This window comes from Mesorhizobium sp. WSM3868 (genome assembly GCF_002294785.1).
In the GTDB taxonomy this organism is placed as follows: domain Bacteria; phylum Pseudomonadota; class Alphaproteobacteria; order Rhizobiales; family Rhizobiaceae; genus Mesorhizobium.
On record NZ_NSGB01000016.1, the window covers coordinates 54733 to 77227 of the forward strand.

Sequence of the window (22495 nt, forward strand, 5' to 3'; positions counted from 1 at the left end):
CGTCACCCTATCTCAGAGGCGGGTTCGGGGTGCGGCATCGCCGCCAATGACCGTTCCTGGCAGCAGGGATCTCGCATATGGACCACACGCCCAGTATCGAACAGGCCGCGTTCTCAGTCGAGACGAGCCGCCTCTCAGACCAGCTGGCGGCGATCAGGCTGGCGCTGAAGGTATCCCCAGTGCGCAGGCGGCTCCTGTGGGCCTCGATCGGCATTGTCGGCGTCATCGTCGCGACCTCGATCGGGCAAGTGCTGCTCAATCGCTGGAACCAGCCTTTCTACGATGCCCTGGCGCGGCGCGACCTGCCGGGCTTCCTGCATCAGCTGATGGTATTTGCCGCAATTGCCGGCAGCCTCCTGGTGCTCAATGTCGGCCAGACCTGGCTCAACCAGACGATCCGGCTGAAGTTGCGCGAGGCGCTGACGCTCGACCTGATCGATGAATGGATGCGGCCGGCGCGTGCGTTCCGGCTCACCCATGCGGGTACGATCGGCGTCAATCCCGATCAGCGCATGCAGCAGGATGCGGGGCATCTCTCCGACCTGTCGACCGATCTCGGCGTCGGCCTGCTGCAATCCTTCATCCTGCTTGTATCCTTCATCGGCGTGCTGTGGGAGCTCTCTTCCGGCTTCGTCTTCCATGTCGGCGGCCATTCGCTGGAAATACCGGGCTACATGGTCTGGGCGGCGATCCTTTATGCCGGCATCGCCTCCTGGCTGAGCTGGCTGGTAGGCCGGCCGCTGATCCGCTTCAACAGCGATCGCTACACGCGCGAGGCCGTGCTGCGCTCCTCCGTGGTCCGCGTCAACGAGAATGTCGACGCCATCGCGCTCGCCCATGGCGAGGCGGACGCCAGGCGGCAGCTCGAGCTCGACCTCGGCGGCGTGCTCGACGCCATGCGGCGCATCTACAGCGCCCAGATCAACCTGTCCTGGGTTACCGACGCCTATGGCTGGATCACCGTGGTGGCGCCGATTCTGGTCGCCGCACCGGTCTATTTCGCAGGCGACATCAGCTTCGGCGGTTTGATGATGGCGGTCGGCGCCTTCAACCAGGTGAATTCCTCGCTGCGCTGGTTCATCAACAACATCGGCGCCATCGCCGATTGGCGGGCAACGCTGATGCGCGTTGCCGACTTTCGCATTGCGCTCGGCGAAACGGACATCCTGCATGCCAAACAAAAGCGCATCGCGTTCGGCGAAAACGCAAATGGCACGCTGACTTTCGACAAGCTCGAAGTCGCCTCGCCCGACGGCTGCACCAGGCTTGCGGAGACGGAGGTCGAGATAAAGGCTGGCGAGCGCGTCATGATCACCGGCGATCCGCGCGCCGGCAAGACGCTGTTCTTCCGCGCCATCGCCGGCCTCTGGCCGTGGGGCGGCGGCCGCATCGGCATGCCGGCCGGAGAGACACCGTTCTTCGTGCCGCGCACCCCCTATTTCCCGCTCGGCACGCTGCGCGACGTGCTCAACCATGCCGAAGGCACCAAGATCGACGACGACGAGATTTCCGCCGTGCTCGGTGAAGTCGGCCTCGAGCGCCTCTCGTTCCAGCTCGACCGCTCGGCGCGCTGGGAGCATGAGCTGGCCGACGACGAGCAGCGGCTGCTCGCCTTTGCCCGGCTGGCGCTGAGGAAGCCGAAATGGGTGATCATCGACGAAGCGCTGGATACGTTCGACGGCGCCACGCTTCGGCGCGTGCTGGCGATGCTGCAGGCCAGACTGCCGCACGCCGCTATCCTCAATATCGGGCGCGGTCTGCACAACAACCAGTTCTTCCCGCGCGCGCTCACCATCGTCAAGGACAGCAGCGGATCGGCGCTGAAGCCGGCCCGTCTCCGCGCCGGGGCGATCGAACCCCCGCCTGTTGCCGCGCGCGCCAAGAAATACTTTATTTCGCCGCGATCGCCGGGAAGAATCCCGGCGTGGTGGAGCCTGCCATGCTCAAGCTGTTCAGCCTGCTTGCATGCCTTGCCTGCGCCGAGGCAGCGCCAATGCCTGCAATCGGCGGCACTGCCGTCGATGTCGAACTCGTGCTGGCCGTCGACATCTCGCAATCGATGGACGAAGAAGAGTTCGCCCTGCAGCGCGCCGGCTATGTCGAGGCGCTGCGCCATCCCGACTTCATCAGCGCCGTGCGCTCGGGCCCGAGGGGCCGCATCGCGCTCGCCTATTTCGAATGGGCGGGCGTCGTGCGCGACGACGGCGTGATTGGCTGGCAAGTGATCGACGGCGCGGACAGCGCCAACGCCTTCGCCGACAAGATCGCGGGTCGTCCATTCCGGAGCTTTCGCGGCACGTCGATTTCAGGCGCTCTCGGATTCGGCGCCGGACTTCTGGAGAAAAACAGCTACTCGGCGCCGCGCCGGGTCATCGACATATCGGGGGACGGACCCAACAATGCCGGGCTGCCCGTCGCGATGATCCGTGATGCGGCTTTGGCCAAGGGCATCGTGGTCAACGGCCTGCCGATCCTGATCAGTCCGTCGCCGAGCGTCATTCGTCTCGACCGCTACTATGCCGATTGCGTCACCGGCGGCCCCGGTTCGTTCGTGTTGCCGATCTATGCGGCGTCGGAATTCTCGACGGCTATCCGCCGCAAGCTGATCCAGGAGGTGAGCGGGATCGGCGACGCCGGAAGCATCCGCGTCGATTCGGAGGCGCCGACCGACTGCCTGCTTGGCGAACGGCTGCGGCAGCGGTTTTCCGATCCTTATTTTCCGGAGCTGGATCGGTGAAGTCCCCATTTGCACTGTTTCGGCCAGAGCGCCGCGCTGTGCCTCAGGCCGCCCGGGCGCCGTATCTGGCGCGGAACTCGTCATAGCAATCGCGGCGCCAGCGCCGGCCGACGACATAGCCGCGCAGCAGTTCGGTCGGCGAGTAGCCGAGCGCCTTTGACGACCGATTGGCGAGATAGCCCGAAAAGGCCTGTGGCAGCCTCCCCTTCAATATGTCGGCGATGATCTGCCGCGCGATCATATAGGGCGGCACGTCGGGATAGCGGTCGGCAATATAAGGATGTTTGCCGATCAGGTTGGCGTAGGCCTCGACATAGCCGTCGCGCCGGCCGGAGATCGAATTTTCCGAATTGTATTTCTTCCAGTCGATATCATCCGACAGCAAGGCGCCGCTGCGGTTGGCAAAACGCAGCAGCAATTCGCGGTCCTGCATGCGCGTGATATCGCTGTCAAAGCCGCCGATCGCAAGCAGCGATTCGTGCCGGGCGGTGATCGCCGAGCCAGCGATGAAGATCGTCTGCGAGACCAGGGCGCGCTGCAGCCTGCTCTTGTCGAGCAAGGCCTGACGATTGATGCATTTGGTGCTGCGGCCGCCCTTGACCGAGATGAAGGAACTGATCAGCACTTCGAGCGAGGGGTTTCTGTCGAAGTGCGACAGCGTCCGGTCGAGGCGGTCCGGCAGATAGACATCGTCCGAATCGAGAAAGGTGACGACCGGCGCCCGCGCGCGCTCGATGCCCGCGTTGCGCGCTGCATTGGCGCCGCGCCATTTCGCGCCGACATAGATCAGTCTGGGATCGCGAATCTCGGCCAGCGCCAAGGCCGTTCCGTCGGTCGAACCGTCGTCGACAACGATGTGCTCGAAGCGGGTAAGTGTCTGAGCAAGAACACTTTCCACCGCGCGCACAACCTGGCTTCGCCGGTTGTGCGTCGGCGTGATCACGGTGATCAGCGGAGCTGGGTCGGAGGCAGTCGGCATCTAACTTTCGTTATGGGCAGATAAACGATGACCGTAAGATACTCGCACCACCTGCCTCCATGTCCGCCCCCGGATGGATTCGGCAAACGCTACAGAAAAGAGCCGCCTATGTCACCTGAGGTGTCGCATCGGGGTCAAGTTCAGAGCGTGTTTCCTCAAAGTCATGCGGTTTGAAAGCAACACTTCGCGGCGGTTTATCCTTCAACTATGCCCGACATAGTCAGGCACGGTTTCGATTTTGTCGCTTACGAGACCGGCAGCGAGGCTGAAATGACCAAGAAATGCCAGGGTATAAAAGGCCAGGCCTACCACCAGTGAAAACGGAATCTGCCAAAGAGGCATACCCGTTTGCGCCGCGTGGCTGAGCACGCGTCGCGTCGTGCGCCACGACATGGTCCACCAGCGACTGAACGACTTGACGATCCGCTGGCTGCGACTGGGGGCATGAAGCGCGACGAACTTGCGGTCGGCGTCCCTGCCGGTCACCAACGCGCGCCAATAGAAGAACCGCCAGCCGCGCGGAGAGTAGTGGTAGACGCGCGCATCAACGTTGACGATCTTGTGGCCCTCGCGCCGAAGCTGGTGCATCAGCAACGTGCAAGACACCTTGAAGCCGTTATGTGCCGGGAAAGGGTGGCTGACGATCCAATGGCGCCGAAAGGCGACATTGTTGGCATTGATCGCCCGCTTCGAGGCGAATCTTTCATCTCCGCGGGCCATCGGGAAGAACCAGATCAAGGCGAAGGTTCTCGAGAAGAAGTCGTCATAGGACAGATAGGTATGGCCGTTCACGCAGACGGTTTGCGGCTGTTGAAACGGCTGCAGCAGATTTGAAAGCCAACCTGGCTGAGGGACCGTGTCCGAATCCAGGAAAACGACGATGTCTCCTTCGGTCAAAAGCACGCCGTTGTTCTTGAGTTCGTAATACCGACCGTCGGGGCAAGCTGTGATTGTCAGGTCGGTAACCTGCATCAATTCAGGCGCTTCAGCTTCAATGCTCGCTTGCAGCAAGCTGCCGTCCGAATCGGGCCCGCCATGCGACACGACAACTTTTGGCCTTGTAAAACCGCTAGCGGAAACAGCCGCGATTTCGCGCGCCAGTGACTTCAGCCCCAGGCCGATCTCGTCCCAGTCGATGGATTTGGCGTTCTCCATCTCCATGACGATCGAATAGATCGGGTGTTCAGCCATAGATAATCACCACCAGTTTTGCCGGTACAGTCGCGGTAGCCGTGCGGAGTATGCCGTCAAACGATTCTCGGTGCCATTCTATTTGCAAGTCTGCGCTTCAATCGCATGAAGCCCCAGTTTCTAGATCTTCAGGAAGCCACGCTTTTTTCTGTGCTGGAAGCTGGACGGGTCGGCATATTCAGACAGGAAACGTTTTCGCCATTCGTCATTGGTCGCGTCGCGTTGGATTTCGAGGCCCGACACGAGATTCGTTCCCCAGACAGGCTCGACCCCGGCCAACTGGGCAATTTTCTCGAGGCTTCCTCTCGGGTCTTGCTGGACCTGCTCGTAAGTTAGCGCAAGGACGGACAGCCCGTTTTTCGCGAACCACCGGTCCCAAGCCAGAGTCTCCATCAGAATCTTTTCAAGCGATTCGGCGATAGCCTCGCCGTCATAGCGTGGGGATGCGCGATTGACCTCGCTAGAGCGGAATCTGCGGGTTTGGCGCGCACGCGCCCATGAGATAGCCTGACCCAGCAGATCGCTGCGCGTCAGGCGCACATAGTGAAGGTTGGGAAGACTGGCGGGGAGGTTCACCTTCTTGGCAACTTGAGCGAATTGACTCGCAAAAAGCTTGATCGCGTAGATTCCGCAAGAGGACCGTCCTTCCGTCAGCGCCCTCAGAAGCTGCCCTCTGGCATCGCGCGGATAGCCTGGCTGTTCGAGCAGCCGGCGCCCGCCAAACCACTCCAGTGGATTGCCCAGCCCGGCGGAAGCCATCAGTCCTGCAAGATGATTGCTGCCGGTACGCGGCGAAGTGCACACAAGAATCCCTGTGCTTATCTCCGACAGAATTTCCGACGGGATTTGAACCACGGCCGGCCGGCGTCGAAAGAGATCGAGCGAGATCATCGTTTCAGCAAGAACACCGCCTGCTGGCCGAAGAAGTTCCAGAACCACCAGGGCATCGATAGGCCGATCTTCTGGCCGTTGGCGTCGAGCGCGGTCGCCTTCTCGACCGTCGCGCCGAGCTCCTCGCACAGATTGACGAAGTCGCGAATCGTGCAGAAGTGGATGTTCGGCGTGTCGTACCAGGAATAGGGCAGGTCCTTGGTGACCGGCATCCTGCCCTTGATCAGCAGCGAGAAGCGCACGCGCCAATGGCCGAAATTGGGGAAGGAGACGATCGCGCGGTTGCCGATCCGAAGCAGCTCGTCGAGCACAAGCTTCGGGTTGCGGGTCGCCTGCAGCGTTTGCGACAGGACGACGAAATCGAAACCTTTGTCGGGGTAGAATTCGAGGTCCTTGTCGGCATCGCCCTGGACGACGGAAAGGCCGCGCGCCACGCATTCGTTGACGCCGCGCTGTGACAGCTCCAGGCCGCGGCCATCAACCTGCTTGGTCGCCTGCAGAACCTCCAGAAGCACGCCATCGCCGGAGCCGACATCGAGCACGCGCGAATGCGGCGGGATGAGATCGGTGACGACTTCGAGGTCGACGCGCTGGGCGCGATTAACGCTCATGGGCACACCTCCGGCCTTTGAGCATTTGCGGCCAATGGGAATCTCGGCGCCTCAGAAGTGCGGCCAGGACACAGAGATCGCGCGCCGTTCATAGGCTGAGCCCCCTTGCGCGCGCGGCCGAGGCTATGAAGCCGTTGATGGCCGCGAACAATTCCGGTTCGTCGAGCAGGAAAGCGTCATGGCCGCGATCGGTCTCGATCTCGACGAAGGAGACGGACGCGCCGGCGGCGTTCAGCGCATGCACGATCGAGCGGCTTTCCTCGGTCGGGAACAGCCAGTCGCTTGTGAACGACACGAGGCAGAAGCGTGTCTTGGTGCCGGCGAAGGCATCCGCCAGCCGTCCGCCGTGGTCGGCTGCAAGGTCGAAATAGTCCATAGCGCGGGTCAGATAGAGGTAGGAGTTGGCGTCGAAACGGTCGACGAAGGTCATGCCCTGATGGCGCAGATAGCTTTCGATCTGGAAATCGGCGTCGAAGCCGAAGGTCAGCGCCTCGCGATCCTGCAGGTTGCGGCCGAACTTGCGGTGCAGCGCTGCTTCCGAGAGGTAAGTGATGTGCGCGGCCATGCGCGCCACGGCGAGGCCCTTTTCCGGCCGCCTGCCGAAATCGAGATATTTGCCGCCGTGCCAGTCCGGATCGGCCATGACGGCCTGCCGCCCGACCTCGTGGAAGGCGATGTTCTGCGAGGAATGGCGGGCGCCGGTGGCGATCGGCAACGCGGAGAAGACGCGTTCCGGGTAGCTTGCGGCCCATTGCAGCACCTGCATGCCGCCCATCGAGCCGCCGAGCACGCAGAACAGCTTCTCGATGCCGAAATGATCGACCAGCATCAGCTGCGCCCGCACCATGTCGCGGATGGTGATGATCGGCAGGTCGAGCCCATAGGGCCTGCCTGTCGCCGGATCGGTCGAGGCCGGGCCGGTGGAGCCGAGGCAGCCGCCGATGACGTTGGCGCAAATGACAAAAAAGCGGCTGGTGTCGATGATCTTGCCGGGGCCTATCAGCACCTCCCACCAGCCCGGCTTGCCGGTCACCGGGTTGGTGCTGGCGACATGCTGGTCGCCGGTCAGCGCGTGGCAGACGAGGATGGCGTTGGAGCGGGCGTCGTTGAGGGCGCCGTAGGTCTGGTAAGCGACCTGGAACGGCGACAGCACGGTGCCCGCATCGAGCTTTAGCGGCTTGTCGGGACCGAACTGCAACACCGGGCTCGACGGTTGGTCGGCCTCGTGGTTGGTCCTTGGAGCGCGCTGAGCGGCCATTGCATTCCCCATCCAGTCCGCATCGATTTCGATACGGTGTCCGGCCGGCAACGGACAACAAAAAACCGGCCTGCCTTCGCAAAGCCGGTTACAGGTTGCAAACGGCCCTTTAGCGAATTGTTTAACGTGGCTGCAAGCCGACCGGCCAAATCACCACGGGAGATCCGGCTGTTCTTCTAGGGCCAGCGCCGCGCTTCGTCAACGGTCTGCCTACGCGCGAGCGCGCCGGCCCTCGACATTCGGGGCCACGGCCTGTATTTCCGCTGCGGCCTCGAACCAGGGCCTCTCGACGGATTTGTGACATGAAGCAGGATCAGCCACGTCCGACGCCCCGCGCGGGCATCATGGACATCGAGGCCTATGTGCCGGGAAAAAGTACCGCGCCGGCCGGCGTGACGAAGGTCTACAAGCTGTCGTCCAATGAGAATCCGCTCGGGCCCTCGCCGAAGGCGATCGAGGCCGCCCGGGAGGTGGCTGCCAAATTGGACGTTTATCCCGACGGCTCCGCCCGCCGGCTGCGCGAGGCGATCGCCGATGTGCACGGCCTCAATCCGGCAAACATCGTCTGCTCCAATGGCTCCGACGAGATCCTGGGGCTGCTGGCGCAGACCTATCTCGCGCCAGGAGACGAGGCCGTGTTCACCGAACACGCCTTCATGGTTTACAAGATCTATATCCAAGCCGCCGGCGCCAAGCCGGTGGCGGTCAAGGAGACGGACGAGCGCGCCGACATCGACGCAATCCTCGCCGCGGTGACGCCGGCGACGCGGATCGTGTTCCTCGCCAACCCCAACAATCCGACCGGCACTTATGTGCCGTTCCAGGAGGTGCGCCGGCTGCATGCCGGACTGCCCAAGAGCGTGCTCCTGGTGCTCGACGCGGCCTATGCCGAATATGTGCGGCGCAACGACTATGAAGCCGGCATCGAGCTGGCCGGGAGCTCGGAGAACGTGGTCATGACCCGCACCTTCTCCAAGCTCGGCCTCGGCGGCGCACGCATCGGCTGGATGTACGGACCGGCGCATATCGTCGATGCCATCAACCGGGTGCGCGGGCCCTTCAACGTCAATGCGACCGCGATCGAGGCCGGTATCGCGGCCATCCGCGACCGCGCCCATATTGAACGCAGCGTGGCGCATAACGAGAAGTGGCTTGCCTGGGTCAGCGAGGAACTGACCGGGCTCGGGCTGCGCGTGACGCCCAGCGTCGGCAATTTCGTGCTGATCCACTTCCCCGACAACAAAAAGCATTCGGCAGCGGCCGCGGACGACTATCTCAGTGCGCGTGGCTACATCCTGCGGCGCGTCACCGGCTACGGCTTTTCCAACGCGCTGCGCATGAGCATCGGCATCGAGGAGGCCAATCGCGGCGTCGTCGAGGCGCTCCAGACATTTCTGAAAAGCTGAAGCACCATGACAGCACCGATGTTCGGAAGAATAGCGCTGGTCGGCATCGGCCTGATCGGTTCGTCGCTCGCCCGCGTCATCCGCCGCGAAGGCCTGGCGCGCCACATCGCTATCGCGACGCGCAGCCAATCGACGCTCAAGCGCGCCGAGGAACTGGGTCTCGGCGATTCCTACACGACCGAGGCCGAAGACGCAGTGCGCGACGCGGATCTCGTCATCGTCTCGGTTCCGGTCGGCTCGTCCGGCGAGGTCGCGGCCGAAATCGCGCCGGCGCTGAAGAAAGGCGCGATCCTTACCGATGTCGGCTCAACCAAAGCTTCGGTGATCGCGCAAATGCAGCCGCATGTGCCCGTCGGTGTGCATTTCATCCCCGGGCACCCGCTGGCGGGCACGGAAAAGTCCGGGCCGGATGCCGGGTTCGCCGATCTCTTCGACAACCGCTGGTGCATCTTCACGCCGCTGCCGGGCACGGATCCGGAGGCGCTGGAAAAGCTCTCCGAATTCTGGCGGCGCTGCGGCTCCAACATCGACACGATGGACCCGCAGCATCACGACATGACCCTGGCCATCGTCTCGCATCTGCCGCATATCATCGCCTACAACATCGTCGGCACCGCCGACGACCTGGAATCGGTGACCAAGACGGAAGTCATCAAGTATTCCGCTTCCGGTTTTCGCGACTTTACCCGACTGGCCGCTTCCGACCCGACCATGTGGCGGGACGTGTGCCTGCATAACAAGGACGCGATCCTGGAAATGCTGGCGCGCTTCTCGGAGGATCTGGCCTCGCTGCAGCGGGCGATCCGCTGGGGCGACGGCGAAAAGCTGTTCGACCTGTTCACCCGCACGCGCGCCATCCGCCGCTCGATCATCGAGGCCGGCCAGGATATCGATGTCCCGGATTTCGGCCGTCAGGCCGTAGAGCACCCGCGGGCCAAGCCCTAGGCCTTCTGCTCGATCTGTCCCGATGGGGGCCAGTGCGCCGCCATCATGGCCATTGTCTCGGCTCTGTTCGGAGCGCCGAGCCGGCCGCCGAAGCGCAGGCATTTAAGCGCGGCGGCGGCGCTGGCAAAGCGCAGCGCCTGCTCGGGCGGCATGGCTTCGGCAAGCCCGACGGCGAAGGCGCCGTGGAAGACGTCGCCGGCGGCGAGCGTGTCGACCGCCTTGACCTTCGGCGCCTCGACATGCCGGACGCGACCGGTTCCCCGGTCATGCCACCAGGTTCCGGCAGCGCCGCCCGTTACCGCAACGAAGGCGTCGGTGCGCGAGGCGAGATCGGCGCATGCGCTTTCCGGATCGAGCGCATGGCCGCAGACGATCCGCGCCGCCGGCTCCGAGGCGACGATGTGCGAGGCCAACGGCAAAAGCCGCTCGAGCACGTCGATCGGCGCCGTGTCGGCGTCGAGGATCGCCGGACGGCCGGCATCCCGCGCGGCTGCCAAGGCAAGTGCGGCGGCGCCCGGCCAGCGGACGTCCACCAGCACGGCGTTGAAGGCGGAAAATTCGGCAAGCGGCAGCGTGTCGGGATCGGCTTGCGCCCTGCTGTCATAGAAGGGCACGATGATGCGCTCGCCATGGGCATCCACCAGGATCGCGGCCAGCGCCGAGCGCGCGCCGGCGACGCGGCGGACCAGGCTGCAGTCGACGCCTTCCGCCTCGATCTCGGCGATCAGCCGGTCGCCGACCGCATCGTCTCCCGCGCTCGCCCAAAGCGACACATCGGCGCCGAGGCGATGCGCGGCGCAGGCCGCACTCGTCGCCATGCCGGAGGCGATCTGGACACCGTCGCTGGCGATGAACTTGCCCTGATGCGCGGGCAGCATCTCGACACGCAGGATCGTGTCGAGGGTGAACGCGCCGACGCTGAGCAGTTTGATCGGTCCGGCCATCGCAGTCTCAATCGACCGGCTTGATCTTGCCGAGCGGGATGAAGCCAAGCGAAGCTTTACCCTTCACGATCTTGAGCGGCATGGACGGTTGGTTGCCGAGCATGGCAATGCCGGCAAAACCCTGCTCGATCTCGCTCTTGTGCTCGGGAATGGCGCCGGCGAGGATCGCCGCTACGGCCTTCGGGTCCTTTAGCTTGATCGACAGATTTGCATCGATCAGGCCGTCGGCGTCGATCGAGATCGGCCCGGACACAGTTACGCGCGCCGTGCCTGATGACACGTCGAGGCTGGCAATCTCGACCGACTGGCCGCGCAGGCTTTTCGGCGGCGCCTTAATCAGCGCGACGCCGTTCTTCACTGTCGCTTCGCCGGCGCCGTCGAGTTCCGGCAGCACGCGTCCGCCGACAGCTTCCGCGTCGATCTTCAGGTCGCCAAAGCTGCCGGTATAGACGAGGTCCTGGCCGTTCGGCTGCAGCTGGCCGGCCGCCTGGCCGGCGCTGAACAGTTGCACGGGATCGGTGTCGTCGGCCGGATCGGTCTGTCCAGACAAGCCTTCCGCCTGAAGCGAAATGCGGCGCGGAAGCGGCCATGACAGCTTGACCGTGGCGTGCAGCTTGTCCCAGTCGAGCCAAAGCGGCGGCATGCCCGGCGCCACAGTCCGCAACGGCCCGCGCAGGTTCGCCACGGGCGACAGAGGCTGGGTGATGCGAGCGACGACGTTCATATCGCCGGTCGAGGCCGCTACATTCCTGGCATCGTCCTGATAGGCCAGGCTGTCGCAGGCGACCGTGAAGTCCAGTGGATAACCGCTGACCGTGAGATTGGCGCAGTCGGCCTTGATGCCCTTGCTTCCAAGCTCGGCCACGGCCCGCTCGGCCTCGGTCTTGACCTTGCCGGCGAGATAGAACCATCCGCCGCTGTAGAGCGCGAACAGCACCAAGATGAACGCCGCAAGCCAGAACAGCCGGCGGCGAGGTTTGCGCGATCGCTCGTCACTTGACGTCATGCTGCGGCTCTCGTTAACCCCTCATGCGGCGAGCGGGTGGTTGTTCTTACGCACGACAAGCGGGGACAGAAGAAGCACCTTACCGGTGTGGTGTCGTCACTCGAATGCAATCAGGCTTGGCGATATGGGCGATTTTTGGGTTTTTGGCTACGGGTCGCTGATCTGGCGGCCCGGTTTCGCACATGTCGAGACGCGGCGCGCCCGTCTTTACGGCTTCCGCCGGTCGCTCTGCGTCTATTCCTTCGTCCATCGCGGTACGCGTGAGCGGCCGGGCCTGGTGCTCGGCCTCGACCGCGGCGGCTCCTGCGTCGGGCTCGCCTTCCGCGTGCCCGGCGATTTGCGTGACGAAGTGCTTTCCTATCTGCGCGAGCGCGAGCTGGTGACCAGCGTCTATCTCGAACGCACTCTCGATGTCCGGCTGGATGGGGCGGGACAAGGCGGAACGGTCGAAGCGGTCGCCTACATCGTCGACCGCGCGCATGAGCAATATGCCGGCGGGCTCGACGCCGACCATGCGGCAAAAGTCGTGCGCGGCGCCGTGGGCCAATCGGGCAGGAACGAAGACTATGTCCTGAGCACAGTGGAGCATCTGAGGGCGCTCGGCATCCGCGACCACTGGCTGGAAGAGGTGGGGCGGCAGGTCGCGCCTTCGTGAAGATCTGGCCCGATCAAAAAGCAGAACCATGCCTTTGACCTGGGCAAGGCAAGACCTAGCTTAGCCGCAATCCATCCCGACAATTCCAATCCCTGGGCATCCAGGCCCTTCCCAGCATCACGGAGATCAGTCTTGCAGAAACGCCGTCTCGGTCGCACCGACCTTTCCATCGCGCCGCTGGTCCTTGGAGGCAACGTCTTCGGCTGGACCGCCGACGAGAAGACCTCGTTCGACCTGCTCGACCGCTTTGCCGAGGCCGGCTTCAACGCAGTCGACACGGCGGACGCCTATTCGCGCTGGGCGCCGGGCAACAAAGGCGGCGAATCCGAAACCATCATCGGCAACTGGATGAAGAGCCGCGGCAACCGGGACAGCATCGTCGTCATCACCAAGGTCGGCTCCGACATGGGACAGGGCAGGCGGGACCTCTCCGCAGCCTATATCGAAAAGGCGGTCGACCAATCGCTCAAGCGGCTGCAGACCGACGTCATCGACCTCTATCTGTCGCACTGGCCGGACCCGGCCACGCCTTACGAGGAAACGCTCGGCGCCTATCAGCGCCTGCTCGAGAAGGGCAAGATCCGCTATCCGGGCTGCTCCAATCTCGATGCGGGGCAATTGCGCGCGGCCCTCGATGTCGCCAGCCTGCGGGGCCTGCCGCGTTACGAGGTTCTGCAGCCCGAATACAATCTGTACGATCGCTCTTCGCTGGACGGCCCGCTGCTCGACCTGTGCAAGGCTGAAGGCCTCGGCGTCATCACCTATTTCAGCCTGGCCAAGGGGTTTCTCAGCGGCAAATACCGCAGCAAGGCCGACCTTGGCCGGAGCGAGCGTGGCGAAGACGTGGCCGAGTATCTCAACGAGCGCGGCATGCGCATTCTCTCCGCGCTCGATGCCGCGGCCGGGCGCCATTCGGCCAAGCAGGCCGAAGTGGCGCTCGCCTGGATCATGGCGCGGCCGGGCATCACCGCGCCGATTGCCAGCGCCACGACGCCCGCACAGATGGAAAGCCTGATCCGCGCCGCATCGCTCAAGCTTTCCGCCGACGACATCGCAGCGCTCGATCGCGCCAGCGCTTAAGGCGTGTCGATATTCAGGGGATGCCGGCCCTGACCTGGATCCGACATGTGTTAGTGCAGTAGGTCCCACGCACGATCGTTCAAGACCTTTTCGGTACCTCGCGATAATTCCTGCCCGATCGCGGCAGGAATTGAGGTTCGGGATGACCGGAGACGTTCTGTCTGAAGCGCAGCCCTGGCAGCAGGTGCTGGCGTTCGTCGTGGCGGCGACCGTTGTCAGGGGTAGCCCAGGTCCGGCGACGATCAGCGTCACCGCCGTCGGCGCCGCTTTCGGGCTGCGGCCTTCGCTGGGTTATACGTCCGGCATCGTGCTTGGAACGACGGCCGTGCTCCTGGTAGTGGCCGCCGGGATATTCGGCATGCTCGCCTCGGTGCCTGGGCTGGCGCCGCTGCTGACCGTCGCTTCGGCCATCTACATCCTCTACCTTGCCTTCAGGATCGCGACAGCGCCGCCGCTTGCCCAAGGCGGAAATGCGACGGCGCGTCCCACCTTTTTCGGCGGCTTCATGCTCGCCGTCGCCAACCCGAAAGCCTATGTGGCGATCGGCGCGGTCTTCGCGGGAGCTTCATCGACGGTCGACGGGCTCGGGATGTCGGCCAAACTTTTGGTGCTGGCAGCGATGATCGTCGCCATTCATGTGCTCTGGCTTCTCGCTGGGACGATTTTCGCGAGGCTGCTGCGCGATCCATTGGCGTCGCGGATCATCAATCTCGTCTTCGCGGCGACGCTGGTGCTGACGACTGCACTGGCGGGGCTGCCGTAAGGGGAGCTCAGGCCTTCGCCGCAGCGCCGAGCTCCGCCAGCCGCTTCACCGCCGTCGGCGGCATCGGCGGCGGGTTCGGCGCGCGCGAGGCCTCGACCAGCAGCTCGTCGCAGGCGGTCTCGGTCTCGCCGATCAGCCGCTGCATGAACTCCTCCTTGTCGAGCCCCGGAGGAATCGGCGGCAGAAAACGGGCCTTGATGGTGCCCGGATATCGCATGAACTTGCGGCGCGGCCAGTAGAGGCCGGCGACATGGGCGACCGGCACCACGGGAACGCCCAGCTGGGTATAGAGCTCGACGATGCCGTATTTGTAGGACGGCTCGGCGCCCGGTGGGCGACGAGTGCCTTCCGGGTAGATGATAAGCTGACGCGGGTTGCGCGCCATCTCCTGCCTTGTCGCGGCAACGACAGCTTTCAGCGCCTTGGAGCGGCTGCCGCGGTCGACCGGGATCATGCGCATCTTCATGATGTACCAGCCGAAGAAGGGGATCCAGGTCAGTTCCCGCTTCAGGATATACAAGGCGTCGTCGAGATAAGGGAAAAAGGCGATCGCGTCCCAGAAGGACTGATGCTTCGGCGCCAGGATGAAGGACCCCTCAGGCAGGTTCTCGGCGCCCGTGATTTCGCTCCTGGTGCCGGCGATCTTGTCGTAAAGCCACATCGAGGTGCGCGACCAGAATTTCGGCACGAACCAGGCGCGGTGGCGGGGCGACAGGAAATAGAAGGGCGTCCAGAAGATCATCTGAACGACCAGGCTGAGATAGAAGGCTAGGTTGAACGCCAGCGAGCGGATAATGAGCATGCGGGAAAGGGCCCGGTGTGGAAGTGAGCGTTGGTTACACCAAGCGCGGGCAAAAAGGAAACGGCGCGACGGTGGGGCGCATCACAGCGAGCGCGCCAGCCGCTCCTTCAGGCGGGGCGCCGCGAAATCGAGGAAGGCGCGCAGCTTCACCGGCAGCAGGCCCTGACCGGCATGCAGGAGATTGACCGGCCATGGCGGCGGCTCGAACGGCTCGAGCACGACATGAAGCGCGCCGGCGCGCACCGCGGCGTCCGCCTGATAGGAGAGCACCCTCGTCAGGCCGAGGCCGGCGATCGCCGCATCGATTGCTGCCTCGGCGGTGTTGAGCTGCAGCCGCGAGCGGACCGGAACCACGGTTTCGCTCTTGCCGGTGCCGAAGCTCCACGTCGCGGGAGAGGCAAGCCCTTCGAAGGTGATGCAGTTGTGGCCTGAAAGGTCGCGCGGTTCGAACGGCGTGCCATGCTTCGCAAGATATGCCGGGCTGGCGCAGACGATGCGGCGGATCTGGCCGACGCGCGCTGCGACCATGGCCGAATCCGGCAGCTCGCCGATGCGCACGGCAAGATCGATATGCTCCTCGATCAGTTGCGTGATCCGATCGGACAGCGTCAGGCGGATGTCGACCTCGGGATAGGCGGCCAGAAAATCTGTGACGACCGGCAGCACATGCAGGCGGCCGAAGACGACCGGCGCAGTGATCACCAGCTCGCCGGTCGGGCTCAAATATTCGCCAGCGGCGGCTCGTTCGGCTTCGCCCACCTCATCGAGAATACGGCGGCAGGCGGCGAGATAGGAACGACCAGCGTCCGTCAAGGTGAGGCGCCGCGTCGAGCGGTTGAGCAGACGCGTCTTGAGGTGCCTCTCCAGTTCGGAGAGCTTGCGGCTGACGGTGGCGAGCGGTACGCCGGCGTGTCGCGCGACGGCGGAAAGGCTGCCGGCCTCCACCGTGGCTACGAACAAGGACATGGCGTCGAGGCGGTCCATCTATTCTTCCGAAATGTGGAAGGATGGATTGCAACTATGCCTTCTATCTCCGGATTTCGGAAGGGGCTACATGTCGTTCCACTTTGGCAGAGGACCGCCGCCATGGACGCCTTCACCAGCGACGTCGCCTTTACCCCTACGGTCAAGGCCATCCAGTCCCGCAAGGGCTCGCGCGCATCTTATGCGCGGGTCGAGGAGCGCGGCGGCTGGCGGGGGATGATCACGCCCGACCTCGCTGCCTTCATCGAGGCGCAGACCAGCGTGTTCCTGGCGACAGCCAATGGCGGAGGTCAACCTTATGTTCAGCATCGCGGCGGGCCAGCCGGCTTCCTGAAGGTGCTGGACGGGCATACGATCGGCTTTGCCGATTTCTCGGGGAACCGGCAGTTCATCACCCAGGGCAATCTTGCGGACAATTCCCAGGCTTTCCTGTTCCTGATCGACTACATGCTTCGGCAGCGCATCAAGATCTGGGGCACGGCGCGCGTCGTCGAGGACGATGCGGAGCTGACGGCGAGGCTGATGCCGGCCAACTACAAGGCGCGGCCGGAGCAGGCGATCCTGTTCAGCGTCACGGCCTGGGATGCAAATTGCCCGCAGCACATTCCGCAGCGCTTCGAGGCGGCGGATGTGGCCGCGGCGCTCGCCGAGCGGGATAGACGCATTGCCGGTCTGGAGCAGGAGATCGCACGCCTGCGCAACAGCGCGTCTGGCGAAACTTAGTTCTTGCTCACCGTAGAGGCTTCGGCGAGCGTGACGCCCTCGGTGGTCGGCCGAAGCGGGACGATGCCGCGCGCCAGCGCCAACACATATTTGCTGTATTCGGTGAGCAGCACGCGCAGCGCTTCCGGCTTGGTCAGCCAGCTGCCATTGCCGAGCTTGTTGTTGACCACCGGATAGGGCTCAAGCCGCGCGCCATGCAGCAGCCGGCCCATCTCGAGCAGGCTGCGCGGCATGTGGTAGTTGTTGGTGACGACGATGATGCTGCCATAGGCGTGGCTTTCCACCCATTTGGCGCTCTCCTCGGCATTGCCGATCGTGTCGAGCGCGGCGCGGTCGATGTCGACGCAGCAGGAGAACAGCTGCTTGTCGCCGCCCATTGCCGCTTGCAATTGGCGGCGGCTCGCAGTGGGGTGAACACCGCTGATCAAGAGCCGCTCGCCCTTGCCTGATGCCAGCAGATCCATGGCGGCGTCGAGCCTCGACTGACCACCGGTGAGCACGATGATTGCGTCGGCCCTGGCCGGATTGACCGGCGTCGTCATGTTGCTGACCTTGTCGGCAAACCAGCCGAAGCCGCCGGCGAAAAGCGCCAGCAGGGCAAGCACGAAGAAACCGCAGAAACGAAGCGCAAATCTGAGACGACCGGTTCTTGCAGACGCAGCACCGCGCGTAAGCGCCGCTGGCATCCGTCCAGCCGTTCCGATCGAGTCCCGCGCGTCCATCATCCCCAGGTTAATCCTGAAAACATCCAATGGTTAACTCTGAAACGTCGCCTTTCATAGATAGCACGGCGCACATTGCGTTACGGCAGTTTCCCTTGCGTGATCATGCACTTGTAAGGTCCGGGTCGCATTGGAACCCAACTTGCCAACTCTTGCATTCGCGCCACACTTGGTTTCGCGTCATGATCAGCTTGCCTCCGGCTGCCGGATGTCGATCTCACTGAGATAGGCGACGACCGTGGCATGTGAGGTCGCCGCGGTCAGCGCGCCGATCACCAGCACCATCAGGGCGACGCCGAGATAGCCGGTCGAGCCGATCGCGAAATTGCCGAACAGCGCGGTCGCCTGGTCGGCCTCAGGCGTCGCCATGTTGCGCGACGACCACCAGGAAAAGACGATGAAGACCAAGATAGCGGCGGCACCTCCGGCGGCGGCGCCCTTCATGCCGGTGACCAGGAAATGCCAACGGAATTCGCGCGCGATGAAGCGGGCCTCGGCGCCGACAAAATGCAGGACCTCGATGATGTGGCCGTTGCCGGCCATGGCGCCGCGCGTGGCGAACACCACCGTCAGCACCGTCGCCGATAATATCAGCGCCAAAACGGCAAAGCCGATCGTCACTGTCGTATGCGCCATGGCGACCAGCCGGTCGACCCAGGTGCGATGGTCGTCGAGCGCGGCGCTCGGCAGCTTGGGCGTGATCGCGGCGCGCATGGCCGCGAAGTCGGGCGGATTGGCTTCGTCGATGGTCACGACGATGAGGCGCGGCACCGGCAGTTCATCGATGTTGAGGCCGGTGCCCAGCCACGGCTCCAAAAGGCGCGCCGTCGCATCGCGGTCGACGATCCTCGTACCCTTCACACCCGGGAACTCGCTGGCGATCTCAGAGGCCTGCGCGAGGGCTGCTTCCATGTCGAGACCCTCAACGGGCTTGATCTGGATCGTCGCCTCGCGCGAGATCTGGTTCTCCCACACCGAGGCGGTGTCGCGCACCAGCGTCACGGCGCCGAAGGTCAGGCAGGACAGGAAGGTCATGATGGCGATGACCAGCACCAGCGCCCGGCCGGCGATGTTGTGCGCCGGCACGATCGGCGCCATCTTGCGCTGAACGCGCCGAACGGCAGCCGGCGTCTCGGCGGCTTCCTCGTGCAGGTGATCGGCCGGAAGTTCAGTCATAAACGTCCAGCCTTCCGCCGGCGAGAATCATGCGCCGGGCATCGACCTGCTCCATCAGGCCGAGGTCGTGGGTTGCGATCACCACGGCGGTGCCGAGCCGGTTGAGCTCGATGAAGAGCCTCAGCAGCCGGCGCGCCAGCGGCGGATCGACATTGCCGGTCGGCTCGTCGGCAAGCAGGATCTCGGGCTGCTCGATCAGCGCGCGAGCGATCGCAGCACGCTGCTTCTCGCCGCCCGACAGCACCGGCGGCAGCACATGCATGCGCTCCCCGAGGCCAACCCATTTCAGGAGCTCGGTGACGTCGGTGCGATAGCTCGCCTCCTCGCGCCCGCGCACGCGCAACGGCAGCGCCACGTTCTCGTAAGTGGTCATGTGGTCAAGCAGGCGGAAATCCTGGAACACCACGCCGATGCGGCGCCTGAGCAGCGGCAACTCGCCGCGCGAGATGCGCGAACGATCCTTGCCGAAAATGGTGATCAGGCCGCGCGTCGGCTTCAGCGACATGAAAAGCAGGCGCAGCAAGGTGGTCTTGCCGGCGCCCGAGGGGCCGCTCAGGAACTGAAAGGAGCGCTCCGGAATGTGCAGGGAAATGTCGCGGAGGATCTCCGGACCCATGCCATAGCGGAGGCCGACATTTTCGAAGCGGATCACGTTCGGCGACCTGAAACCTTAGGCGGCATCCCGCCAGCCTGTTCTCTGCCAAGACCATCGGCCGGCATGGTTAATCGTTGGTTAATTTCTGCGCGCTTTCGACGTTTCACAGCAGTTCCGGTGGGGAAGCGTTAACCATTTGCGTTTACCCAAAAGCAACGAAGATTGCACTGGGGCCGTAATGGCTGAGGATAGAACCGCGCGCTCTGTTTCCGGCGAAATCATGACCGGCACGGCGACAAAGGCCGCGCCGGAGCGCGTCATCCTCGACAACGATGTCGTCGATGCCGACTATGTGGTGCTGCCGCGATTCGCCGCCCGTTCGGAACCGATTGCGGCGCCGTTGCCGCCGCAGGCGCCCTCGACGCCGTCCATCGCGGGTATGGGCATGCTGCGCAAACCGGAGGCTGCGCCGGCGCGGCCGGCCTCGCGTGGCGGTCCGATCTTCTGGGCCGCCGGAATGGGCGCCGCACTCGTGGCTTTCTGGGTGTCGGGCGGACATGCCCTGGTGCGTCAGAGCCCCTTCTGGGCGGCTGCGCAGCCGGCAAGCGCGCTCAGCATTTCCGGTGTGACGTCGCGAATCGATACCTCGGGGCTGAAGCCCATCCTGTTCATCGACGGCGAGGCCGCCAATGACGGCGTACGGGCGGAGTCGCTGCCGCCGCTCGAGATCCGCGTCACGGACAATGCCAGCAACGTCATCCGCTACAGGCTGGGGACATCCAACCGCTCGCTGGCGCCCGGCGAAAGATTCGGCTTTTCCAGCCGGCTCGATGTGCCTAGAAACGGCGTGAGGGCCGTATCGGTCACCTTCGCCGGGTAGGTGCATCGATGTTCAGCTAATGCCGGCCTGCAAATAGTGGTTTCCTGCGCTTGGGCGCTCAGGTGCCCGCTCCGCTCCGGTTCTCGGAACCCGCTATTTTGGGCTCGGCCTGACCTGAATATTGATGCACCTAGCCCCTCCGGCGTTGCAGGCGATTCTGAAGGAAAAAGCTATGCCAGTTGTACGCGGCAAGGACATCGAGGTCCTGTTTTCGGCGTCGGCGATCGCCCGGCGCAATCTCGAGCTCGCCAAGGAAATCGCCGGGCGCGACTATCACGACCTGCTTGTGATATCGATACTGAAAGGCTCGTTCGTCTTTGCCGCCGATCTTATCCGCGCCATGCACGATGTCGGCCTGTCGCCCGAGGTCGAATTCATCTTCATCTCCAGCTATGGAGCCGGCACCACAAGCGGCGAGGTCAAGGTGCTGCGCGACATCGACAACGAGGTCGCCGGCCGCGACGTTCTTTTGATCGACGACATCCTCGAATCCGGCAAGACGCTTTCCTTCACCCGCGACCTGATGCTGTCGCGCGGCGCCAGGAGCTGCGCCATCGCGGTGCTGCTCGACAAGCGCATGCGCCGCCAGACCACGCTCAACGCCGATTATGTCGGCTTCGACTGCCCCGATTATTTCGTCGTCGGCTACGGCATGGACGTCGCGCATGCTTTCCGGGAATTGCCGTTTGTCGGGGTCGTGAAAGGCGACAAGTAAGGTCGCGCCGAAATAGGCCGCATAGACGTTTCAAATTTTCAGAAAACGTCAACGTTTCGGCGGCATCTATCTCGGCATGGCAAAGCTTTTGATCGTCGAGGACGATGAATCCGTCCGCACCCTCGCTGCCCGCGCGCTGGAGCGTGATGGGCACAGTGTCACCATCGCCGCCGATGGCGCGCAGGGGCTCACCCTGATCCGCCAGCAGCGCGGCAGCTACGATCTCGTGGTATCCGATATCCGCATGCCGGAGATGGACGGCATCGAGATGGCGACCGCGGCGGCAAAACAGTTTCCGGCCATGAAGATCATGCTGATGACCGGCTATGCCGACCAGCGCGAGCGCGCCGAGGAATTGAACGGCATCATCCTCGACGTCGTGCAGAAGCCGTTCACGCTTGCCGAAATACGCGCCCGCGTCGGACGGGCATTAAGCTGCTTCGCTTGATCGTTTAGACGGCATCGCCGGTCGCTGCGATTGCAGGTGCTGCGCCGCGTCGGCGCTCACCGTTGAGTGCAACCAGACCGGCGCCGATGATCAGCGCCGCGCCCAGCACCGTCGTTGACCGCGGGACCTCGGCGAAGAACAGGAAGCCCCACAGCGGCGACCAGAGGATGCCCGTGTATTCGAAGGTTGCGACCCGGTTGGCGGGCGCCATCCGGTAGGCCTGCGACAGCAAGATCATGCCGGCGGAGGCAACGAAGCCGCAGGCCGCCATCTTCAGGAAGTCCGGCAGCGCCGGCCAGACCCAGGGCCGCACCAGGAAGTCGAGGCTCGGGTGGCCCGCATGGGTGATGCCGGCAAGATGAAACACCGCGGCGACCGCCACAGCGCCGGTGAGATAGGCGCCGTTCTGGTAGAAGGCCATCACCGTCGAGGATTCGGTCTCGCCGATCCGGCGCGCCATCAGCTGCGAGAACCCGTAGAGGAATGCCGAGCCGAGCGACAGCAGTGCCGCCCAGTCGAACAATCCGGCGCCCGGACGCAACATCACGACCACGCCCACGAGGCCGATCAGCACCGTCGTCAGCGTCCGCCCGGAGACGTGCTCGCCGAGATAAGGCCCGGCAAGCAACATGATAAAGAGCGGCGCCATGAAATAGAGCGCTATCGCGTCGGCCAGCGAGAGGGCGGCAATCGCCAGATAGTAGACGGTGTAGGAGCTGAATTGGATGAAGCCGCGCAGCGTCAGCATGCCCGCTCGTTTCGACAGCAAGGCTGTCAGGCCGACATCGGCCTGGACGATAACGACCAGGATCGGCAGCGCCACGAGGGCGCGGATCGCCATCACTTCCGTCACCGGATAGCTGCCCGAAACCGCCTTCACCAGCGGGTCCTGCAACGAAAAGACAAGAACGCCGAGGCAGAGGCTCAAAATGCCAAGCACCATCCGGTTCTGCATGTTCGTTCCAGTGAAAAAGAGCCCGCCAC

At 64.0% G+C, this 22495-nt stretch carries 23 protein-coding genes, 1 pseudogene and 1 riboswitch; of the genes and pseudogenes, 11 read left to right on the plus strand and 13 right to left on the minus strand.

Going from position 1 to position 22495, the window contains the following annotated elements; translation table 11 throughout:
• Positions 1–77 precede the first annotated feature (77 nt).
• Both CK221_RS22685 and CK221_RS22690 read left to right on the plus strand, forming a co-directional pair.
• Positions 78–1880, plus strand: a pseudogene (locus CK221_RS22685) (ABC transporter ATP-binding protein/permease); the annotation flags it as partial.
• 59 nt (positions 1881–1939) lie between these two features.
• A complete protein-coding gene (locus CK221_RS22690; protein WP_095779336.1) occupies positions 1940–2737 on the plus strand; it encodes a DUF1194 domain-containing protein in 798 nt (265 codons plus the stop codon).
• A 43-nt stretch (positions 2738–2780) separates the two neighbouring features.
• On the opposite strand, the gene CK221_RS22695 is transcribed toward CK221_RS22690, so the two are convergent.
• The 5 genes from CK221_RS22695 to CK221_RS22715 all read right to left on the minus strand — a co-directional run bounded on the left by CK221_RS22695 (position 2781) and on the right by CK221_RS22715 (position 7667).
• On the minus strand, positions 2781–3716 hold the full coding sequence (locus CK221_RS22695) for a glycosyltransferase family A protein (RefSeq protein WP_095779337.1): 936 nt from the start codon (positions 3714–3716) through the stop codon (positions 2781–2783).
• A gap of 201 nt (positions 3717–3917) precedes the next feature.
• On the minus strand, positions 3918–4907 hold the full coding sequence (locus tag CK221_RS22700) for a glycosyltransferase (RefSeq protein ID WP_095779338.1): 990 nt from the start codon (positions 4905–4907) through the stop codon (positions 3918–3920).
• A 120-nt stretch (positions 4908–5027) separates the two neighbouring features.
• Complete coding sequence (locus CK221_RS22705; protein WP_095779339.1) at positions 5028–5798, minus strand: Stf0 family sulfotransferase; 771 nt, start codon at positions 5796–5798, stop codon at positions 5028–5030.
• A complete protein-coding gene (gene metW, locus CK221_RS22710; RefSeq protein ID WP_066990286.1) occupies positions 5795–6409 on the minus strand; it encodes a methionine biosynthesis protein MetW in 615 nt (204 codons plus the stop codon). Before metW ends, CK221_RS22705 begins: the two co-directional genes overlap by 4 nt.
• Before the next feature lie 88 nt (positions 6410–6497).
• The gene (locus CK221_RS22715) at positions 6498–7667 is read right to left on the minus strand and encodes a homoserine O-acetyltransferase (RefSeq protein WP_095779340.1); all 1170 of its coding nucleotides are present in this window, start codon (positions 7665–7667) and stop codon (positions 6498–6500) included.
• An 89-nt stretch (positions 7668–7756) separates the two neighbouring features.
• Positions 7757–7834, minus strand: a riboswitch (SAM riboswitch).
• A 135-nt stretch (positions 7835–7969) separates the two neighbouring features.
• On the opposite strand from CK221_RS22715, the gene hisC reads away from it, so the two are divergent.
• Together hisC and CK221_RS22725 are read left to right on the plus strand one after the other, a co-directional pair.
• Positions 7970–9073, plus strand: coding sequence for a histidinol-phosphate transaminase (hisC, locus tag CK221_RS22720; RefSeq protein WP_095779341.1), 1104 nt, complete (start codon positions 7970–7972; stop codon positions 9071–9073).
• 6 nt (positions 9074–9079) lie between these two features.
• Entirely contained in the window at positions 9080–10018 is a 939-nt protein-coding gene (locus tag CK221_RS22725; RefSeq protein WP_176477939.1) for a prephenate/arogenate dehydrogenase family protein, read from the plus strand.
• Here the strand turns inward: CK221_RS22725 and CK221_RS22730 are convergent.
• Positions 10015–10962 carry a sugar kinase gene (locus tag CK221_RS22730; RefSeq protein ID WP_095779342.1) on the minus strand — a complete coding sequence of 316 codons (948 nt, stop codon included), beginning with the start codon at positions 10960–10962 and terminating at the stop codon, positions 10015–10017. The two genes, CK221_RS22725 and CK221_RS22730, sit on opposite strands and share 4 nt — an antisense overlap.
• A gap of 7 nt (positions 10963–10969) precedes the next feature.
• A complete protein-coding gene (locus tag CK221_RS22735; protein WP_095779343.1) occupies positions 10970–11968 on the minus strand; it encodes a DUF2125 domain-containing protein in 999 nt (332 codons plus the stop codon).
• A gap of 124 nt (positions 11969–12092) precedes the next feature.
• Between CK221_RS22735 and CK221_RS22740 the strand changes: the two genes are divergently transcribed.
• The 3 genes from CK221_RS22740 (at position 12093) to CK221_RS22750 (ending at position 14466) form a co-directional block, all read left to right on the plus strand.
• Positions 12093–12623 carry a gamma-glutamylcyclotransferase gene (locus CK221_RS22740; RefSeq protein WP_066990269.1) on the plus strand — a complete coding sequence of 177 codons (531 nt, stop codon included), beginning with the start codon at positions 12093–12095 and terminating at the stop codon, positions 12621–12623.
• A 132-nt stretch (positions 12624–12755) separates the two neighbouring features.
• Positions 12756–13703, plus strand: a complete 948-nt coding sequence (locus CK221_RS22745; RefSeq protein WP_095779344.1) for an aldo/keto reductase — start codon at positions 12756–12758, stop codon at positions 13701–13703.
• Positions 13704–13845: 142 nt separating this feature from the next.
• On the plus strand, positions 13846–14466 hold the full coding sequence (locus CK221_RS22750) for a LysE family translocator (protein ID WP_095779345.1): 621 nt from the start codon (positions 13846–13848) through the stop codon (positions 14464–14466).
• 7 nt (positions 14467–14473) lie between these two features.
• On the opposite strand, the gene CK221_RS22755 is transcribed toward CK221_RS22750, so the two are convergent.
• Together CK221_RS22755 and CK221_RS22760 are read right to left on the minus strand one after the other, a co-directional pair.
• Complete coding sequence (locus CK221_RS22755; RefSeq protein ID WP_095779346.1) at positions 14474–15268, minus strand: 1-acyl-sn-glycerol-3-phosphate acyltransferase; 795 nt, start codon at positions 15266–15268, stop codon at positions 14474–14476.
• An 81-nt stretch (positions 15269–15349) separates the two neighbouring features.
• Positions 15350–16252 (minus strand): LysR family transcriptional regulator, encoded by a 903-nt coding sequence (locus tag CK221_RS22760; protein ID WP_066990257.1) that lies wholly within the window; start codon positions 16250–16252, stop codon positions 15350–15352.
• A gap of 102 nt (positions 16253–16354) precedes the next feature.
• Here CK221_RS22760 and CK221_RS22765 point away from each other — a divergent pair, with 102 nt between their 5' ends.
• Positions 16355–16975 (plus strand): pyridoxamine 5'-phosphate oxidase family protein, encoded by a 621-nt coding sequence (locus CK221_RS22765; protein WP_095779347.1) that lies wholly within the window; start codon positions 16355–16357, stop codon positions 16973–16975.
• Here the strand turns inward: CK221_RS22765 and CK221_RS22770 are convergent.
• The 3 genes from CK221_RS22770 to ftsE form a co-directional block, all read right to left on the minus strand.
• Positions 16972–17700, minus strand: a complete 729-nt coding sequence (locus tag CK221_RS22770) for a YdcF family protein (RefSeq protein WP_095779348.1) — start codon at positions 17698–17700, stop codon at positions 16972–16974. The genes CK221_RS22765 and CK221_RS22770 overlap by 4 nt on opposite strands.
• 183 nt (positions 17701–17883) lie before the next feature.
• Positions 17884–18873, minus strand: coding sequence for an ABC transporter permease (locus CK221_RS22775; protein WP_095779349.1), 990 nt, complete (start codon positions 18871–18873; stop codon positions 17884–17886).
• Positions 18866–19525: a cell division ATP-binding protein FtsE gene (gene ftsE / locus CK221_RS22780; RefSeq protein ID WP_066990245.1), complete on the minus strand. Its 660-nt coding sequence runs from the start codon at positions 19523–19525 to the stop codon at positions 18866–18868. Before ftsE ends, CK221_RS22775 begins: the two co-directional genes overlap by 8 nt.
• Positions 19526–19706: 181 nt before the next feature.
• Between ftsE and CK221_RS22785 the strand changes: the two genes are divergently transcribed.
• From CK221_RS22785 to CK221_RS22795, 3 genes are all read left to right on the plus strand, one after another.
• A complete protein-coding gene (locus tag CK221_RS22785) occupies positions 19707–20348 on the plus strand; it encodes a hypothetical protein (RefSeq protein ID WP_095779350.1) in 642 nt (213 codons plus the stop codon).
• A gap of 172 nt (positions 20349–20520) precedes the next feature.
• Entirely contained in the window at positions 20521–21063 is a 543-nt protein-coding gene (gene hpt / locus CK221_RS22790; RefSeq protein WP_067319657.1) for a hypoxanthine phosphoribosyltransferase, read from the plus strand.
• Between the two features lie 76 nt (positions 21064–21139).
• Positions 21140–21511 carry a response regulator gene (locus CK221_RS22795; protein WP_067319126.1) on the plus strand — a complete coding sequence of 124 codons (372 nt, stop codon included), beginning with the start codon at positions 21140–21142 and terminating at the stop codon, positions 21509–21511.
• Positions 21512–21515: 4 nt separating this feature from the next.
• Here CK221_RS22795 and CK221_RS22800 read toward each other — a convergent pair whose 3' ends face one another.
• Positions 21516–22466 carry a DMT family transporter gene (locus CK221_RS22800; RefSeq protein ID WP_066990236.1) on the minus strand — a complete coding sequence of 317 codons (951 nt, stop codon included), beginning with the start codon at positions 22464–22466 and terminating at the stop codon, positions 21516–21518.
• Positions 22467–22495: the final 29 nt, after the last annotated feature.

Excerpts from the sequence above, each read along its gene's own strand:
- CK221_RS22725 (WP_176477939.1), top strand. The coding sequence starts at position 9,080 with ATGACAGCACCGATGTTCGGAAGAATAGCGCTGGTCGGCATCGGCCTG.
- CK221_RS22770 (WP_095779348.1), bottom strand. The coding sequence starts at position 17,700 with ATGATGGACGCGCGGGACTCGATCGGAACGGCTGGACGGATGCCAGCG.
- CK221_RS22705 (WP_095779339.1), bottom strand. The coding sequence starts at position 5,798 with ATGATCTCGCTCGATCTCTTTCGACGCCGGCCGGCCGTGGTTCAAATC.
- CK221_RS22760 (WP_066990257.1), bottom strand. The coding sequence starts at position 16,252 with ATGGACCGCCTCGACGCCATGTCCTTGTTCGTAGCCACGGTGGAGGCC.
- CK221_RS22730 (WP_095779342.1), bottom strand. The coding sequence starts at position 10,962 with ATGGCCGGACCGATCAAACTGCTCAGCGTCGGCGCGTTCACCCTCGAC.
- CK221_RS22785 (WP_095779350.1), top strand. The coding sequence starts at position 19,707 with ATGGCTGAGGATAGAACCGCGCGCTCTGTTTCCGGCGAAATCATGACC.
- CK221_RS22715 (WP_095779340.1), bottom strand. The coding sequence starts at position 7,667 with ATGGCCGCTCAGCGCGCTCCAAGGACCAACCACGAGGCCGACCAACCG.
- CK221_RS22775 (WP_095779349.1), bottom strand. The coding sequence starts at position 18,873 with ATGACTGAACTTCCGGCCGATCACCTGCACGAGGAAGCCGCCGAGACG.
- CK221_RS22755 (WP_095779346.1), bottom strand. The coding sequence starts at position 15,268 with ATGCTCATTATCCGCTCGCTGGCGTTCAACCTAGCCTTCTATCTCAGC.
- metW (WP_066990286.1), bottom strand. The coding sequence starts at position 6,409 with ATGAGCGTTAATCGCGCCCAGCGCGTCGACCTCGAAGTCGTCACCGAT.
- CK221_RS22695 (WP_095779337.1), bottom strand. The coding sequence starts at position 3,716 with ATGCCGACTGCCTCCGACCCAGCTCCGCTGATCACCGTGATCACGCCG.
- CK221_RS22740 (WP_066990269.1), top strand. The coding sequence starts at position 12,093 with ATGGGCGATTTTTGGGTTTTTGGCTACGGGTCGCTGATCTGGCGGCCC.
- CK221_RS22750 (WP_095779345.1), top strand. The coding sequence starts at position 13,846 with ATGACCGGAGACGTTCTGTCTGAAGCGCAGCCCTGGCAGCAGGTGCTG.
- CK221_RS22690 (WP_095779336.1), top strand. The coding sequence starts at position 1,940 with ATGCTCAAGCTGTTCAGCCTGCTTGCATGCCTTGCCTGCGCCGAGGCA.
- CK221_RS22795 (WP_067319126.1), top strand. The coding sequence starts at position 21,140 with ATGGCAAAGCTTTTGATCGTCGAGGACGATGAATCCGTCCGCACCCTC.
- hisC (WP_095779341.1), top strand. The coding sequence starts at position 7,970 with ATGAAGCAGGATCAGCCACGTCCGACGCCCCGCGCGGGCATCATGGAC.
- CK221_RS22765 (WP_095779347.1), top strand. The coding sequence starts at position 16,355 with ATGGACGCCTTCACCAGCGACGTCGCCTTTACCCCTACGGTCAAGGCC.
- hpt (WP_067319657.1), top strand. The coding sequence starts at position 20,521 with ATGCCAGTTGTACGCGGCAAGGACATCGAGGTCCTGTTTTCGGCGTCG.
- CK221_RS22700 (WP_095779338.1), bottom strand. The coding sequence starts at position 4,907 with ATGGCTGAACACCCGATCTATTCGATCGTCATGGAGATGGAGAACGCC.
- CK221_RS22800 (WP_066990236.1), bottom strand. The coding sequence starts at position 22,466 with ATGCAGAACCGGATGGTGCTTGGCATTTTGAGCCTCTGCCTCGGCGTT.
- CK221_RS22735 (WP_095779343.1), bottom strand. The coding sequence starts at position 11,968 with ATGACGTCAAGTGACGAGCGATCGCGCAAACCTCGCCGCCGGCTGTTC.